Annotated in this window: 14 protein-coding genes and 2 pseudogenes; 11 read left to right on the top strand and 5 right to left on the bottom strand. The window is 43.1% G+C overall.

Annotated elements, in window-relative coordinates; translation table 11 throughout:
- Window positions 1-60 precede the first annotated feature (60 nt).
- The 7 genes from plsX to V7L31_RS17850 all read left to right on the top strand — a co-directional run bounded on the left by plsX (window position 61) and on the right by V7L31_RS17850 (window position 9350).
- The gene (plsX, locus tag V7L31_RS17880; RefSeq protein ID WP_334697475.1) at window positions 61-1083 is read left to right on the top strand and encodes a phosphate acyltransferase PlsX; all 1023 of its coding nucleotides are present in this window, start codon (window positions 61-63) and stop codon (window positions 1081-1083) included.
- A gap of 128 nt (window positions 1084-1211) precedes the next feature.
- Window positions 1212-2204 carry a beta-ketoacyl-ACP synthase 3 gene (locus V7L31_RS17875; RefSeq protein ID WP_334697474.1) on the top strand — a complete coding sequence of 331 codons (993 nt, stop codon included), beginning with the start codon at window positions 1212-1214 and terminating at the stop codon, window positions 2202-2204.
- A gap of 98 nt (window positions 2205-2302) precedes the next feature.
- Window positions 2303-3202 (top strand): ACP S-malonyltransferase, encoded by a 900-nt coding sequence (fabD, locus tag V7L31_RS17870; RefSeq protein ID WP_334697473.1) that lies wholly within the window; start codon window positions 2303-2305, stop codon window positions 3200-3202.
- A gap of 97 nt (window positions 3203-3299) precedes the next feature.
- Entirely contained in the window at window positions 3300-5279 is a 1980-nt protein-coding gene (locus V7L31_RS17865) for an HET-C-related protein (protein WP_334697472.1), read from the top strand.
- 89 nt (window positions 5280-5368) lie between these two features.
- On the top strand, window positions 5369-7285 hold the full coding sequence (locus V7L31_RS17860; protein ID WP_334697471.1) for an eCIS core domain-containing protein: 1917 nt from the start codon (window positions 5369-5371) through the stop codon (window positions 7283-7285).
- Complete coding sequence (locus V7L31_RS17855) at window positions 7282-7959, top strand: HEAT repeat domain-containing protein (protein WP_334697470.1); 678 nt, start codon at window positions 7282-7284, stop codon at window positions 7957-7959. Before V7L31_RS17860 ends, V7L31_RS17855 begins: the two co-directional genes overlap by 4 nt.
- A 32-nt stretch (window positions 7960-7991) precedes the next feature.
- Complete coding sequence (locus V7L31_RS17850) at window positions 7992-9350, top strand: aromatic ring-hydroxylating dioxygenase subunit alpha (RefSeq protein ID WP_334697469.1); 1359 nt, start codon at window positions 7992-7994, stop codon at window positions 9348-9350.
- A 164-nt stretch (window positions 9351-9514) separates the two neighbouring features.
- Here V7L31_RS17850 and V7L31_RS17845 read toward each other — a convergent pair whose 3' ends face one another.
- Entirely contained in the window at window positions 9515-11884 is a 2370-nt protein-coding gene (locus V7L31_RS17845) for a tetratricopeptide repeat protein (RefSeq protein WP_334697468.1), read from the bottom strand.
- A gap of 178 nt (window positions 11885-12062) precedes the next feature.
- Here V7L31_RS17845 and V7L31_RS17840 point away from each other — a divergent pair.
- Window positions 12063-12767: pseudogene (locus V7L31_RS17840) on the top strand (Uma2 family endonuclease).
- Between the two features lie 70 nt (window positions 12768-12837).
- Here the strand turns inward: V7L31_RS17840 and V7L31_RS17835 are convergent.
- Window positions 12838-13110: a hypothetical protein gene (locus V7L31_RS17835; RefSeq protein WP_334697467.1), complete on the bottom strand. Its 273-nt coding sequence runs from the start codon at window positions 13108-13110 to the stop codon at window positions 12838-12840.
- Window positions 13111-13307: 197 nt separating this feature from the next.
- Between V7L31_RS17835 and V7L31_RS17830 the strand changes: the two genes are divergently transcribed.
- The 3 genes from V7L31_RS17830 (at window position 13308) to V7L31_RS17820 (ending at window position 15773) form a co-directional block, all read left to right on the top strand.
- A complete protein-coding gene (locus V7L31_RS17830) occupies window positions 13308-14243 on the top strand; it encodes a ferritin-like domain-containing protein (RefSeq protein ID WP_334697466.1) in 936 nt (311 codons plus the stop codon).
- Window positions 14244-14266: 23 nt separating this feature from the next.
- Window positions 14267-15025 carry an isoprenyl transferase gene (locus V7L31_RS17825; protein WP_334697465.1) on the top strand — a complete coding sequence of 253 codons (759 nt, stop codon included), beginning with the start codon at window positions 14267-14269 and terminating at the stop codon, window positions 15023-15025.
- Between the two features lie 232 nt (window positions 15026-15257).
- Window positions 15258-15773 (top strand): hypothetical protein, encoded by a 516-nt coding sequence (locus V7L31_RS17820; RefSeq protein WP_334697464.1) that lies wholly within the window; start codon window positions 15258-15260, stop codon window positions 15771-15773.
- Between the two features lie 177 nt (window positions 15774-15950).
- On the opposite strand, the gene V7L31_RS17815 is transcribed toward V7L31_RS17820, so the two are convergent.
- From V7L31_RS17815 to V7L31_RS17805, 3 genes and pseudogenes are all read right to left on the bottom strand, one after another.
- The gene (locus V7L31_RS17815) at window positions 15951-16115 is read right to left on the bottom strand and encodes a hypothetical protein (RefSeq protein ID WP_292844713.1); all 165 of its coding nucleotides are present in this window, start codon (window positions 16113-16115) and stop codon (window positions 15951-15953) included.
- Between the two features lie 216 nt (window positions 16116-16331).
- The gene (trxA, locus tag V7L31_RS17810; RefSeq protein ID WP_334697463.1) at window positions 16332-16649 is read right to left on the bottom strand and encodes a thioredoxin; all 318 of its coding nucleotides are present in this window, start codon (window positions 16647-16649) and stop codon (window positions 16332-16334) included.
- 368 nt (window positions 16650-17017) lie between these two features.
- A pseudogene (locus V7L31_RS17805) lies at window positions 17018-17134 on the bottom strand (MerR family transcriptional regulator); the annotation flags it as partial.
- Window positions 17135-17300 lie beyond the last annotated feature (166 nt).

Raw genomic sequence — 17300 nt, 5'->3', positions numbered from 1 at the left:
TTAAGCTTTTTCGGCAAAGCCATCTGGTAAAATTTGTAAGGTTTCTAGAAGCTGTGAGCAATGGGATCGACTCGCATACGGATCGCAATTGACGCAATGGGAGGGGATCACGCACCCGGTGAAATTGTTGCTGGCGCATTGCGAGCAAGGGAAGAATTGGGTGTAGATATATTATTGGTTGGTGATCCCCAACAAATAGAAGCTGCCTTGCCATCAAAAACAAGTTTAGGGCAGGTGGAGATCGTGACTGCTGAGGAAGCGATCGCTATGGATGAGGAGCCTTTAAATGCAGTTAGACGCAAACGCAAGGCTTCGATCAATGTGGCGATGGATTTAGTTAAGCAGCAAAAGGCAGATGCCGTATTTTCTGCGGGTCACTCTGGGGCAGCGATGGCATCAGCTTTGCTCCGCTTAGGACGATTGCCGGGAATTGATCGCCCAGCCATAGGGACTGTTTTTCCCACAATTATTGCTGGTAAGCCAGTGTTAGTACTTGATGTCGGCGCAAATGTAGATTGCCGTCCCAAGTTTTTAGAGCAGTTTGGTGTTATGGGATCGGCTTACAGTCAGTATGTCTTGGGTACAACTGAACCGAAGGTGGGTTTGCTAAATATCGGTGAAGAAGACTCTAAAGGCAATGATGCAGCCGTCCGCGCCCACCAACTGCTACGCGAAAATTCTCAAATTAATTTTATTGGCAATGCCGAAGGGCGTGATGTGCTTTCCGGCCGCTTTGATGTGATTGTCTGCGATGGTTTTGTCGGCAATGTATTATTAAAATTTGCCGAAGCCGTCGGAGAAGTGATTCTGCAAATTCTGCGGGAAGAATTACCCCAAGGATTGCACGGTCAAATCGGTTCAGCACTCTTAAAACCAAACTTGAAGCGGATTAAGCAGCGAATGGATCATGCAGAACATGGTGGTGCATTGCTGTTAGGCGTGGCAGGAGTCTGTTTTATCGGTCACGGTAGCTCACAAGCTCCTTCAATTTTTAATGCAATTCGTATGGCTAAAGAAGCTGTTGATAACCAGGTGATACAACGAATTCAGTCACAATATATCCTAGAGCGCGAGAGCGGTTAGTCATTGGTCATTAGTCATTAGTCATTGGTCATTGGTCATTTGTAAAGGACAAAGGACAACTGACAAAGGACAACTGACAAAGGACAAAGGACAAAAGACAAAAAGGCTGATAGCTTGGGGGATTAGGAGTGCAAAACTTAGGCGTAGCAATTAGCGGAAGCGGCTCGGCAGTACCAGCAACTTCCTTACACAACCAGACATTGAGTGAAGTAGTTGAAACATCAGACGAGTGGATTACCACAAGAACGGGAATTCGTCAACGGCGATTAGCATTGCCATCTGAGTCTTTGAGTGTACTCGCCACTGCGGCCAGTAGTCAGGCGATCGCATCTGCGGGAATCAAACCAGAAGACCTAGACCTGATTCTGCTGGCGACTTCCACCCCGGATGATTTGTTTGGTAGTGCTTGTCAAGTCCAGGCTCTATTAGGAGCCACCAACGCAGTAGCCTTTGACTTAACAGCTGCCTGCTCCGGCTTTGTATTTGGTCTGGTGACAGCAGCCCAATACATTAGAACTGGTACGTACAAAAATGTACTTTTGATTGGGGCAGATATCCTCTCTCGCTGGGTAGATTGGCAAGATCGGCGTACTTGTGTATTGTTTGGAGATGGTGCAGGGGCAGTAGTATTACAGGCTGCCAAAAGCGATCGCTTATTAGGATTTGCACTTAAAAGTGATGGCACTCAAAACCATCACCTCAACCTTGCATACACAGGCGCTTCCCAAGAACTCCTCCCTAATGTAAATATCACCAAAGGCACTTACCAACCGATTACGATGAACGGCAAAGAAGTTTACCGCTTTGCTGTCCAAAAAGTGCCAGAAATCATAGATAAAGCCTTATTTCAAGCTAACATTAGCGTCGATCAAATAGATTGGCTGCTGTTGCATCAAGCCAATCAGCGGATTATCGATGCCGTTGCCCAACGCCTGAATGTCCCCGAACATAAGGTTATCAGTAATCTCGCCCACTACGGCAACACCTCAGCTGCTTCCATCCCCTTAGCTTTAGATGAAGCGGTACGGCAAGGTAAAATTAAACCCAATGACATCATTGCTGCATCCGGCTTTGGCGCTGGTCTTACCTGGGGTGCAGCAATTTTTCAATGGGGAAGATAGGGATTGGGGACTGGGTATTGGGTATTGGGAAGCTCTGCCCCAGTCCTCAGTCCCCAGTCCCCAGTCTCCAATGACCAATGACTAATGACTAATGACCAATGACTAAAACTGCATGGGTGTTTCCCGGACAAGGTTCTCAAACCCTGGGAATGGGAATGGACTTATTAGATATAACTGCCGCTAAAGAAAAATTTGCCCAAGCCGAAGAGATTTTGGGCTGGTCTGTAATTGAAATCTGTCAAAACCAAGAAGAAAAGTTATCACAGACACTATACACCCAACCAATTCTTTATGTGGTAGAAAGCATTCTTGCCGATCTTCTCCGCGAACAAGGACACCAGCCAGATTTAGTTGCTGGCCATAGTTTGGGAGAGTATACTGCCCTTTATATTGCGGGTGTCTTTGAGTGGTCGGCTGGTTTATATCTAGTAAAGCGTCGTGCAGAACTCATGGATAGCGCCTCTGGTGGGATGATGGCAGCTTTGATCAACTTTGACCCCGAACAGTTAGAAAAAGTAATTTCCCAAACACCTGATGTAGTGCTGGCAAATGATAATAGTTTAGGTCAGGTAGTAATTTCAGGTACGACTGAGGCTGTACAAGCAGTGATGACTCAAGTTAAAGCAAAGCGTGCGATTCCGCTAAAAGTTTCTGGAGCATTTCATTCACATTTAATCGCACCAGCAGCCGCAGAATTCCAAGATATTCTAGAATCTGTGGAATTTCAGCCAGCGATTGTGCCAGTGTTGTCTAATGTAGAACCAATTCCGTCTATTGATGCCCAGATTTTAAAGGAACGCCTTAACCAACAAATGACTGGTTCTGTAAGATGGCGAGAAATTTCTCTACAACTCCCAGCTAACGGCATCCAGCGAGTGGTAGAAATTGGCCCTGGTAAAGTCCTAACTGGCTTGATTAAACGTAATAGCCCTGATTTAATATTAGAAAACATTCAGAGTGCTGCTCATTTACCAGACTCAGTGCTGAGTCATGAGTAATAGGCATGAGCAAGATAATTTACACTTAAGTAGATAGCGATCGCCACTCAACAAACTGTATAATTAGCCTCAAGAATCTGCCTGAGGTGAAGGTGAGATGAGCCAGCGAATTGGACGCAACAAATCAGCCGCATCAACTTTTACGAATCCATCGCTTGCCTCCCCAGGTATTACCACACTAGCGAACCAAATCCGCGGCTTTGGTTCAGAAGTCAATACTACCCAGTCCCAAATAGCAACTAAGCTAACGTCAGACCTTCAAGAGGCTCAGTCTGCTGATGAGCAACTATCGGAACCAGAAGCGCTCAAGGAAAAGCCCCTTAGTCACGACATTAGCCGTATATCCTTGCGTCGTCCACAAGCACAACTAGACAAGTACGAACCTGCAAAAGATGCATTGACTCCTTTGCTACACCAAATGGGAGATGCTCTAGCAAACCGCAAGGTCATTCAGCGTTATCAGGCTGGTGAATCAGGACATGCCTCAATTGAGAAAAAAGGCTTGATATTAGCTGGTTTCACCGCCGAGGAAGCCGCAGACGCTTATTTGGGGAACTGGATGCGCGATTTATCACAACTCGGCCCAGATATGTTTCCCCTGGTCGAACTCCTGGGAATGGGTGAATTTGGTAAGCCAATCGACCAGAGTAAATTGGGGACTTATGTTCCTTCAGAACACATGGATAATCCCGACGGAGGTAATACCGTCGAAGACCCGACTTCAGCAACCAGCACAAAGGATGTTGATGCTCGTAATGAAAATAAAAAGCAGTTGTCCGACTCCCAAAAGAAAGACCAAGAAGCCGCCGATGCAGCCTATGCCGACATCAAAGCCGCTGCTGCCAAGAATCATCTGCCAGCTTATATCGAGCGCGGCAAGTTTATGGCTAAGAGAAAGTTGGTAGAAGCAATCAAAAAAGGTGACACTCCAGAAGGGCGGGAAGAGATGAGCAGCGCTTTACACGCTGTAGAAGATTATTTTTCCCATACCAACTTTACTGAGGCAGCCATCTGGGTACTGGCAAAGGAAAACCCAGCTAAATATAAACCCCTGATGGCTAAGATGTCCGAAACAACCTTAGGTACAGGTACAGCAACGGTAGGTGGATTAGACAAAAAAGGACTACCCCAAATTGTCAGCGGCACTTATGCCCCAGGTGCTAATAATATGGTCAGCAAAATTGAATTACTCAAAACCGAATTAGAGAGTGGGGCTTTGACTGTAGCCCTGGTGAAAGGCTTGATGATGAAGGCAGGAATTACAGCCGATGTTCTGGCCAACAAGCTAGGCGAGAAGATGGGAATCAAGCCGATTCTCCGTACTGTCGAAGGTGGGATTGGTGCAGTGGTAGGTGGTGTAGAAGGAGCGGTTAAGGGTACTGCTAGCGGTGCAAGAACAGGCAAGGCAGCAGGTCGCAGAATTGGTGGGCTTTTTGGTAGCCTTGGCGAGGTTGTGGGAGAAGAAATTGGCGAACAAGTTGGTGGTGTAGTTGGCGGAGTATCCGGTGGTGTATCTGGTGCGAGAACAGGCGAGGCTGCGGGTGAAGAAATGGGCGAACAGGATGCCGAAGCCATTATTAAGGCAGCTGGCTTTACGATTAAAGGCGGTATAGTCGTAATTACGACCGGGACTGTAGCCACCTTACTTGTACTCTTCCCAGAAATTGCAGTGGGTCTAACCGCAGTTGTTGCTATGGCGCAGAGTAAATTAGGACAAAAACTATTAGATGCATCTGCCGAGAAGAAAATAGCGGAGTCTGCAAAGGAGGCAAAAGCCAAAGGGTTGACTGGCCCGACTCACTCAGAGCTTGCTAAAGATGCACCCGACCACCCGCTTTTTGATGCTTCTGCCTCGCTAGCTGTAGAAGCGGTGAGAGCAATTGGTGTTGCCATGAAGGCTGCCTGGGCACAGAATAAAGCGAATCTTCCCTCAGCCGAGCCTGTTGGTACGGAGGGAGTTACGAGCCAGGTTGATAAATATGTCTGCGCTTTAGATGGAGATGGGTGGTGGCGACCCATTATCGAGAAACAAGCAATGGCGGCTGGTATTACTACTGCTGATAGTGCCCAGAAGTAATAATTTCCACTTAGGTCGATAGCGATCGCAGTTAAACAAATTCTATAATGTCTGTTACTAAGAATGAATATTGATGGAGGAAAGGTGAGATGAGCGATGTCGGACGACAAGCCACTGGAGTTCTACGCACGCTTGGGCATCAGAAATCAGCCACATCAACTTTTACCAATCCTGCCCTTGCCTCCTCAACTATTCCTACACTAGCTTCTCCAACACGTGGTTTTGGTTTACAAACAAATAGTGATTCAATCCAAAGAGTAACTGAGACATCAATTGACCTTCAAGAGGCGCAGCTTATTGATGAGCAATTAGAACCACAAGCCATCAAACAACAGCCCCTTAATCACGACATTAGTCGTATATCCTTGCATCGTCCCCAGGCAAAACTTACAGTTGGTGCGCCAGATGATTATTATGAGCAGGAAGCTGATAAAGTTGCCGATCAGATCATGCGAATGGCTCAACCTGAACCCATAGGTCTACAAAATACACAGACTCAAGAGGAGGTACAAACTAAACCTCTAGCAGCGGCTATAACTCCCTTGGTGCAACGGGAAGCAATGCCAGAAGAGGAAGAGGAATTGCAAACAAAGCGATCGCTACAACTCGCTACCAATGACAGCTTCCAGACTGAGGATAATTTTGAGGCTCGACTAAACAGCAGTGAAAGTGGAGGCAGCCCGTTACCAGATACGGTACGCTCCTATATGGAACCCCGCTTTGGTGCTGATTTTAGTCAAGTGCGCGTACATACAGGCAATGAATCGGTACAGATGAATCGGGATTTGAATGCCCAGGCGTTTACGCACCAGCAAGACATTTTCTTTGGTGCAGGTAAGTCACCAGGTAATGATGCATTAACCGCCCATGAACTGACTCATGTAGTACAGCAGACAGGTGCAGCCCAGAGAAAATTAATTCAACGGGCAATTAACCCCACATACGACCTGACTCACGGTACTTTTGAAGTCAATGCCACACCAAACGGGGCGAGTCTACCGATTACTATTCGCTTCAAACCCAAAACCACTGCTCCTTACTCTAACCAGATTGGACTGATTCAAATTGTGCGTTTGACAAATGCTACAGGCACAAACGTCGAACCTCAGTCTTTACCTGCGGCTCGTGGTGCTAGCCTACGCACCACTGCTGATGCCACCACAGGAGTTGAGGGCGGATATTTCACTGATGTACTGCACAATGATGCACCAGCCCACGGTGGTACAGGAACCAATGCCCCAGCCGGAAGTGCTTTACCTGCTCAGTATCCCTTTGGTAACGATCCAGCCCAACCCAATCCGGCAACCCCTGGACTTTCGCGGCCTTCTTCCAGTGGCGCAAGCGGAGCCACTATCGGTTACAAACGCTCAGATGACCCCACTGACATCAAAGCCGCAGAGTTAACCGACGCTCCCGGAGGGGCTGGTGAGTTCAACTTCGACTTTCAGACGGTGGCTAGGGGAGAAGACACCATGACAACTTACGGCGCGCTTCATTGGGGCTTCCAGATTCGGGCTGGTAAAGTTGAGAACGATCAGGGATCAGCGCAGGATGGGCAATCCGCCACTTTCGATGCGGCTCTGGAGAAGCATCGAGATTTTTACGTACATGAACCAGTTATTTTCTACTTTGATTTCGATAGCGACCAACTCAGTTCCAGCGAAACAGGCAAAATCGATACATTCTTGGATTACCTGCGGCGCTTCCCTGACGTAAAAGTTACTCCCGAAGGTTTCGCTGACAGACGCGGCGGTGCTTCTCAACACAACCTAGATTTATCTTTACGCAGAGCGCAGGCAGTCGGAGCAGCCCTACGTGCTAAGGGTGTAGCTGAAACTCAAATTAGTGCTGTAACTATCGGCTCTGGATCAACCGAAGACTTCACCCCAGATGCCACTACTAACCAAGATAAAGAAGCAAATCGTCGGGGCAATCGCCGGGTTGTTTTGAGCTTTCAGCATGTGCCAGCAGCAGCACCAGCCGGTGGAGGAGGAGCAACACCGTGATCTGGAGAACGGCAGGAATATTCATGACAGTTTTGATACTGGTTGTTGGAGGAAATTTGTATATGAATAATCAAGACGCGACTGCAACACATGTAGAGCAGATTAAAGCACGGCTCTATTCAGCAGATCAAGACACTAGCGCTTTAGCTTTAGGTGAATTGATCCGTTTAGGCAAACAAGCTACCCCCATTTTGTTGGAAGCCTTGACTAATTCTAATCCCCGTACCCGTCGGCTTGCCGCCGAGGGATTGAGCGAAATTGCCGACCCCGCCAGTGCCGATGCTTTGTTCAAAGCTACCCATGACACTAATCCAGAAGTACGCGCCCGTGCTGCCACTGCCCTATATACATTAGGGGATAAACGTGCATTGGCTGCTTTGGTTGCTACCCTTGATGATTACCCTGATATACTACACAATCCCTACACAGCTTCGATGTATCCTTTAATGCGAGGGGGAAAAGAAGTTTTGCCTTTGGTTGTTCCTTTGCTGCAAGCACCCAATGATTTGACTCGTGAACGGGCTTTTTTGATTGTTAAAGCTGTGGTGAGTAAGTTACCCCAAGGGCATGACTGGAATAAGTTGTGGCAGAGTTTGGGAAGTTATGATCCTGTAGGATCACAGGCAGAACGCGATAAAGCTGCTCAACAGTGGGAGCAATGGGTGAGTAAATAATTACCTAGACTGATATAACTCTGGAGAAAAGTATGATATTAGAAACCAAAAAAATAGAGACGACACCCCAAAATTCTACTTTCGAGACTCCTGAATCTCAGTCAGAATTTGATTGGAAAAAATGTTGGTATCCTGTATGTTTTCTCCAAGATTTTCCTATAGATCGCCCTTATAGATTTTCATTATATGAGGAGCCTTTTGTTTTATTTAAAAACACAGATGGACAGATAATTTGTTTAACAGATCGTTGTGCCCACCGTGCAGCTAGACTGTCTGATGGACAAATTATTGATGGTAGAATAGAGTGCTTGTATCATGGTTGGCAATTTGGCCAAGATGGTAAATGTTTGCATATTCCCCAGTTATCAAAAGAAGCAAAAATTCCTGTTAATGCTTGCGTATCATCCTTTAAAGTTATAGAACGTCAAGGAATTATTTGGATTTGGGCTGGTGAAGCTGAAGCGGCTGTTGATGAGTTAATACCAACTGTACCAGATTGGGATAAACCAGAATGTTTTAACTTAGATTACATGCGAGACTTGCCTTACGATCAAAGCTATTTTATTGAAAACGTTATTGACCCCGCGCATATTCCTATCAGTCATGAGGGTATATTTGGCGATCGCACTGAAGCCCAACCACTAGAAATAGAAGTCCTTGAGAGTTCCCATCAAGGAATTAGTGGAAGATATCGAAAGACAAAAAACCCCAATCAGCCCTGGCAATTATTAGATTTTGTTGCTCCAAACTTAGTTCTTTACAGACTTGGGAGTGAACAGGAAGACAGATTTTTGGGAACAGCTTTGTATTCAATTCCCCTCGGTAGAAATAGATGTCGGATTCTCGTCAGAAACTATAGTAACTTTTTTGATTTGAAAACGAAGTTGATGCCTCCTTGGCTAGATCATATAATCACCCGTAACAAAGTCTTGGAAGGTGATTTGCAAATAGTTGTTGAACAAAAGAGACAAATTGAGCGGTTAGGAAAAAAATTAAAAGAATTGTATTTACCGCTCAAAACATCAGATACATTAGTCGTTGCATATCGCAGGTGGTTAGATAAATACGGCTCATCTTTGCCTTTTTATCAAGGTTATTCCACTGCCAAAAATATTGATAATAGCGAGGATAATAAACATTTAAAAACCTTAGACAGATTCTCACAACACACACTGATTTGTAATTCTTGTAACCAAGCTTATCGCTTAACCAAACGATTACAACAAAGCTGTATAGGAGTTGCGATCGCTTTTGCTGCTATCGCAATACTTACAGATACTTCTGAAATAAAAATAGCCGCAGTATCTACTTCCATAACATTAATTATTTTGGCAGTTATGGCTCAGAGACTCAAAACTAAATTTGAGGATTCCTATACTCGCCATGAATAAATTGGTGTTGCACTAACTCACCGAACAAGGCAAAAGTAAAAAGTTAAAAGGCAAAAGAAAGAAAAAGAAAAATGGTTTGAATGCGAGTGCGTCTCCAAGAGTTGCTCCTCAATTTATTTATGGGGATTATCTTTTTATGTCTTAATCAAGTGACACAAATTTGATTAACACAGATTGGAAACTTTTTCAACTTGTTTCGGTGCTTTAATTTCAGTAAATAGCTGAATCGCCCGATTGAAATTCATTTGATTTTCATCGGGCTTTGCCATTTTTTGATTAGTTAAACCCAATTGAAAATAAGCTTCAGCTAGATCGCACTTTGCACCTATTTTATCCAAAAGTTCGATTGCTTCTGTATGATTAGTAAGAGCTAATGCAAAATCTGTTTGTTGTCGATGGATTTCTGCTAAACCATTGAGAGTTTTTGCTTTTACCTGCATATAGTGACTTTCTTCAGCAAAAGTCAAAGCTTGCTGGAATATCTGATTTGCCTGGGAAAATTCGCCTAAATTAACGTAGGTTTGACCTAAAATCTGCATGAAATAGACAAATCTCCCAGTTTGTTCTACCAATTTTTCGTTCGTAATATTTTGATAAGCTACATTTGCTAATGTATAAGAAGCATCACGCAAACCTAAATAAGAATACACCAAAGCTAAACAGACTGAGGCTTTCTCTGCCCAGCGATGATGCTCGGTATTTTGAGCCAGATAAATTACTTGCTGAAATAACTTTGCGGCTGCCTCTAGTTCCCACAAATCTATTTTGTAAAGACCAATACTTAATAAAGAATCTACTTTTAGCATCCTCAAATAGTAAACTGTATGTTTATTTTCTGGCTGGGGTACAAGTGATTTGAGTGTTTGGTTTGCTAGAGTAATAGTCTTTTCTTGACAGGCGATCGCTTGGCTAATTTTACCTGTTATCCAATATAAATCGCCCAATATATTGTAAAGTTCGCTGAGATTTTGGTCATTTTCCAGATTGTGAACAACTCGATCAATTGCCGCAAGTATGGGTTGAATTAAACCCATCCGATACAACGTACTACCAAGAGGTAAAAACTGCTGCCATTGATTATTTCTGCTTTTGAGAATGACCTTACCCGCTAACTCAAATTCTTGAATTTCTATGTAGTGATAATATGCTTCTAAAGCTTGCAAAGCATCTTTAAAAGTTTCAATTTGTTTAACACTAGCTGTCCAAAAATCTGCGGCTTTGTGGTTGGCAATTTCCCATTCATCACTGGGGCGTAAACGTGCGATCGCCTCTGCACGAATCACCGGATGCAACCAATATTCACCCTTATCACACTCCACCAAAGACCGATTTCTCAACGAGGCGATGATTTGGCGATGTTGATCGGGTGGGACATCCCAAAGTAAGCAAAACAACCCTTGTGATAAGATAGTAGGTATATCTTGGTAACGATAACATCCCAAACGGCAAAGCAAGCGATATCCTTGGGGATCGAGGGCTTGTAAACGATTGATTTGACTAACGGCTAAATTTTTTAAATCCGTTGCTGCTAAAGGATCGGCATGATTTTCTTGCCAATAAAGAACCATATCACCCCCAAAATCCTCTTGAATCGAACCGCAGAGAATTCCCATCGCTTTTGCATTACCGCCATAAGTGCGATGCATGATTTGCAAAGTTGGCAAGTCGATGACTAACCCACGGTTGGTAAAAAACTGTTGCCATGCGCTTTCATCCAAACCAGGAAGCCGATAGTGATTCACATTTAGCCCAGGTTCACAAAGGCGATCGCGACTAGTAATCAAGGTAACAGATTGCACCCTAGCATCAGCCAAAACCCTTAATAGTTCTACATAGTTGCGGTGAGAAGCAATCAACCCACCTTGTTGATCTAATGCAGGTTCGAGATTGTCAATTAATATCCCAATTCGCCGATTGTGGAGTTGGCGCTTGAGTCGTCCCAAAGTTACGCCAAATTCTACCCCAGTTTCTTGATCGAAATCTTGTTTTAGCCATTCCTCTACTACTCGTTCGGCGGGGGTGATATTTTGCGTTTCCTTCGCCATCAACAATTCCAAAACCAAATCAAACCCTTGAGTTTGCAGATATTGCTGCGCTAGAGTGGTTTTGCCTAAACCTCCCTCACCTTGGATAACAATCACTTTCGAGCCTTGATTTACCAAAGTATTCAGGTGAGCGATCGCTTCTGTTCGTCCAATAAAATTGGTATCCTCTAATTTTGGGGTGGGTTGGGGCGATCGCGAGTAATCAATCAGACTGGATATCGCACTAGTTTTTCTCAAAACCCGTTCCAAAGTAGCGCGACAATTACTTTTGGTGATCTTTTCTCGCAATACTTTAGAAAGCAACTTCCATAACTGAGAACCAGCATCCTTGGCGTGTCCTTCCGTACAACCATAAGAATGAGCGATATCCAAGTATTTTCTACCCAACCAAACTTGCACAAGAATCACTTTTTGCAAATCGCTCAACCGTTCCCCAGTCTGCGGGGGAATTATGGCGTCTAACCATGCTACTGCTGCTTCAGCGTCCATTGTGTAACGACGAGGGTAGTTCAGATTTTAGGGACAACTATAAATTACTCTACAGTTATATTGCTGAAGTTTTCGGATAAGATTCTGTAAATCCGACTTTTTTCCCGACTTTTCTGAATAAAGCTTTCTCATCTAATAAAATAAAGGTCATTAGGTCACGCTACCACCATCATTACTTATGGTGAAATCAGACTCCGGTCAATTGCCTAGTAGTGCTGAACTTCCTTGTTCAGACGATACTCCTGTGGATAACGAAGACCAAAACTTTATTCCCAACTTGCTTCTCTTCTTGCTGCAATATATTTGGGCAAACCGTAATGACTGGTTTTTCAGCGTGGATATGGGCGTTTACCATACCACAGGGGTTAGTCCACTTGTGCCGATTGTACCAGACGGATTTTTGAGCTTAGGTGTAGAACGCCGCAAGGAAGGTAAATCTCGTAAAAGCTATGTTGTTTGGGAAGAAAACAACATAGTGCCTATCCTGGCTTTAGAAATTGTTTCCTTAACTCCGGGTGGAGAATACGATAAAAAATTAGACACCTATGCCAAGTTAGGAGTACTGTACTACATTATTTATAATCCAGAGTATTGGCAACGCGTTAGCGAAGCGGCTCCTTCGGAGCTTCGCCACCAACCTTTTGAAGTTTATCGCTTAGTAGATGGTAGCTATCAACTGCAAATTGGTGAACCCTTTTGGATGCCAGAAATTGGTTTAGGAATTGGGCGATCGCAATACGTATCTGGTAATATCCAGCGTCAGGTTTTGTATTGATATAACCAACAAGGAAAGCGCTATCAAACACCAGAAGAACAGTTAGAGTTAGCGCAAAAACAACTTGAGCGTTATCGTCAGCAATTTGGGAAATTGCCAGAAGATTGAGGGGCGATTGTATTACTTAGAGTAAAACTGATTTAGTGCTTTAAGAGTATTGCTATTTTGACAACAATTTTTAGTTATTTAACATACTCTTTTTAAGAGCTTCACTCCAAACAAGCTCAAACTCACTTTCTGATATTTCATGTTCTGTTCCTAAACAAGTTTCTGATAGTGGTTGGTCGCACAAGGCCATTCCTCTAGTTTCTGGATGATAAACTGTGTTAGATAAAAACCATTTATCCCCATAAATCTCAACTTGCCTGGAGGCCCAATCGCCATCAAATTCTATATAAGCAATCCCCATTCCTAAGTCAGATTCAGCCTCATGCTTAAAATATAATTTCATAGCATTTTTCCTTAATTCTAATTACTCTGTCACTAATAGATAAATAATTGCTGAATTAAAATGTGACAATTTCATCCAACTTTTCCTCCGACTTTTGCAACTCCATCACATAAAACTGCCGACTTCAGCCGACTGACAAAACAAAGTGCGATCGCTTAGGCTATTGGGCATAGAGATACAAATTTAAGTATAAAAATATGCTTAACATCCTCAACCCAATCACAGCAGACTTAGCAGACCAAAGCTTTCCCAGTCCTCATTACTTGCAAACACAGCGCCGCATTCGCTCACTTATAGACAGATATATTGCAGTCGAAAAACTACATGACCGTCTACAAGATTTACCGATACAGTTTACCAATCCCCAACCGCGTCCCTGGAAACCCATTGAATGGCAGACGATTAACCGCAATCAAATTATTGGCTTAGACGCAGAGGTATTTTTGTCTATATTGATAGGTGCGATGGACACAGAAGCTCCCATTCGCGGCTATACCCAAACCAGTCGCCAGTATTTGGAAAAATTGCATCCTCAAATGGCTCGGTTTGTTGGTGGAACTGTCGGTGAAGATGGCGAATTACTGGAACTTGGTTTGTGGGAAAAGGAAGAACGTCAGCACACACCAGCATTAATCAAAATCTATACCCAATTAACAGGCGAGAAAATTACTCCAAAACTTCGGACTGTTAGAAGCTATCTCCCCACAGATGACGCCAAGGAAGACTTATATCGCCACGGCTTACACCGCATTGCCACAGAATACGGTGCAACCTGTCTTTATATTTGGCTCATGGCTCACACCACTGGCGCACTCCAGGATGTTCTAGAGGAACTAGCACAGGATGAAATCAATCATACAACCAAATTCTGGGGGTTTGGAGTTTGGACTTTTCCTGATACTGGGTTGATGCGAATTGGACGCACGCTAATCAAAACGCGATCGCAAAACTATCAGCGTAACAACCTGATTCGTACCCTCCGCCGCATGATGGCTACTCTCAACTGGAATTCTTGGTCATTAACCAACAAAGCAACTCTCCTCTTCACCTTCACTTATACAATGCATTGCCTGTGGAGTTGGAACAACACCCTCACACCAGAGTACTTACAAAATTTATTTGAAACTAATTAGTCAAAACAAAGGACAAATGACAAATGACAAGTGACAAATCAAAATTACCCAGCGATTTAAACCCCCAAAAAATCCCCCAACATATCGCCGTCATCATGGATGGTAACGGACGATGGGCAACCAGTCGAGGATTACCGCGCATTGCTGGACATCGCCAAGGAGCAAGTACGCTCAAAGAACTATTGCGTTGCTGCAAGGATTGGGGAGTTAAAGCGTTGACAGCCTATGCGTTCTCAACAGAAAATTGGCAGCGTCCCGTTGAAGAAGTGGATTTTCTGATGCATTTGTTTGAGCGATTACTACATCGCGAGTTGGCTCAGATGCATCGAGAAGGTGTGCGAATCTCGTTTATTGGAGATTTATCGGCTTTACCTAAGTCTCTACAGACAGAAATGGAGTGTTCAATGGCAGAGACGTTGAACAATCAAGCAATCCACTTTACTGTTGCAGTCAATTACGGTAGCCGCAACGAAATTACCAGAGTTTGCCGTCAACTAGCTCAACTGGTGGAACAAGGCGAACTCAGCGCTCAAGAAGTGAATGAAAGTCTTGTAGAACAACACCTCTACACGGCAGATACTCCAGAACCCGATTTACTGATTCGTACTAGTGGTGAAATGCGATTGAGCAATTTTCTTTTATGGCAAATGGCGTATACAGAGATGTATTTCACCGATATTCTTTGGCCAGATTTTAATAGAGAAGCATTTCATCAAGCTTTGTTGAGCTACCAAAATCGCGATCGCCGTTTTGGTCAAGTTAAAGCTTCACTCTCAGCTTAGTCTAGCAAACACCAAATATCGCCTCAAAATTAAACCGGATTTTTGCCATCAGCGATAAAGTAAAAGCACCCACATTACCACGATGGTATATGGGCGCTCACAAATAAAACATTATCGAGGATAATCTATCTGCTATGACAGACCGAAGTAACTATAAGAATAGCAGGCACTGGGTAAATAAACTGCAAGGGTAGTTACAAATGTTTTGTTAAAAATATTACTTACCGTCAACATGATGCTTGATTTAGGCAAAATCCAATTGATTGCGGAATCCTATTCTCCCCAAGAACTCTTCGCTGCCTTGGTTTGGCAGCGTCGGTTCAATGAGTTTGATGGCGAAGAGGTAATTACTGACCTTTCCAACCACAGAAATTTATGGGCCAGCTTTCTGTTCACAAAACCAATCTTTGCACCAGATGAAAACGGTTTAAGCTTTGGTGGTATGGTCGATACCCTACTTGCAATGGCAAACTATCGTCCCATGCCTGAAACCAGCATTATCCATTTCATTCCTTATCCTGCGGATACACTATACATCCTGACAGAGAACCAAGATACAAAAGTCTCACAGCTTTTAGACTTAGGCAAAAAATGGCGAGCTGATTCAGTAGAAGTAACTGATGGCACGAATGAAGATTATGGTTTGCGCCTGAAGCGCCGACTGAGAACTAGATTGGAAGGAGCGCTATTGGGTGAAGATGTTCGCCAGGATCGTGATGCAGTGGTTGTTTCCTATTGGTGGGATTAAAGACATTTCAGACGTTCGCGTAGCATCTCGTAGAGAAGTGCCTTGCGCGGGTTCCCCTCGTTGTGGCAACTGACGCTCCTCCGTCGCTAACGCTAGCGCTAACGGGGATTTAAACCCCGACTGAAATGGGTGCTACATGTAGATTGCAGGTTCTTAAACCCTTTAATTTACGATAAACTAATTATTTCTTTTGCCTGATTTACCAGTTTTATTGGAAAGTTGGTGCTTTTGTATAACCCGCTCAATCTGGCAAGTCACCGCATCTATTCTATGTTTAACCTTATCAAAATCAATATTCACCCAAATATAGGCTTTGTCTGGTCTTTGTTGCTTGTTATTCATATATTGCTTTACTTGTCAAGATATTTTGTTATATCTATACAATATAGCTATCCTAATTTCTAAACTACTTTCTCTAGACGTATAAGTAAATATGCTTAATATTTACTTAAGATTTTATCAGTGATTTGATTCACAGAGGCGCACAATTGCTATTTACTGAAAGAGGCGCGATATTTCGCGCCTCTAAGAACCAAAATCAAAATTTTAAGTGTTAGCTTAAATCTTTGTTTGTAGATATTGCACCAACTGCGCTGCTTGCCTCACTCCCTCTATCCGATCCACAGGCTTACCCTGCTTAAATAATACTAAGGTTGGGAGAGATTCAATTTTATACTGAGTCGCCAATTCCGTGTATTTTTCTGTGTCGATTTTGACAATCCGCAAGCGATCCTTAAGTTGATTATTGACTTGCTCTAAAATTGGCGTCATCATCTGACAGGGGCCACACCATTCAGCGTAAAAATCTACTAATACAGGTACATCAGAAGCGGACAGCATATCATCAAAGCTGTTAAATTCTTTTTGAGTTGCCATTATGACACATACCGATTTTCAAGTGTTTGTCTCAATGGTAATTCTTAGAAAATAAAATCGGTATAGGTTTATGGTTTTTGTTGGGAAAAGATTAGATTAGTTAATATAGATTGATTTGCTAGCCAAAAGCTTAAATAATTATAATAAAAAACGTATCTTGCTTTGGTTTGTGCATCTGCATTAGATATGTATTTAAACCTATTCTGAGCAACCAAATAATTATCAAGATATTCACGATAGTGATGTCTACGATTGCTATAACTGCAACACTTACTAGTCTATTGAGTCAGGCTAATTATATTGCTTAAAATTATTCATCTATTTACAGAGAAACAACTATAGATATTTAATTATAGTAAAATGTTAATTCGTCTTAACGAATTGATTAAGCCTAAACTCTCGTAATAACGAATTGTCCTGATAGGTATTTCAGTTAAATCTGTTACCTGACCAATTAAAAGCAGTTTTTTATCTTGAGTTAACATGGTAGATTTTCCCAACTCTTGTAATTATTATTACATATTTTTATAAACGTTAAGTTGTTTGAGAGTTAAGCAAAATATTATCATCAGTATTGCAACTTTTTATCTAATTAGAAATTTTACTAAGTTTTAAATGTTCAAATATCTAGTCTAAATGTATTTTTGGAAT

The sequence above is a fragment of the Nostoc sp. genome, from assembly GCF_036916655.1.
Lineage (GTDB): Bacteria > Cyanobacteriota > Cyanobacteriia > Cyanobacteriales > Nostocaceae > Nostoc.
The sequence above is the reverse complement of the archived record's forward strand: the minus strand, read 5'-3'. Positions and strand labels throughout refer to the sequence as shown.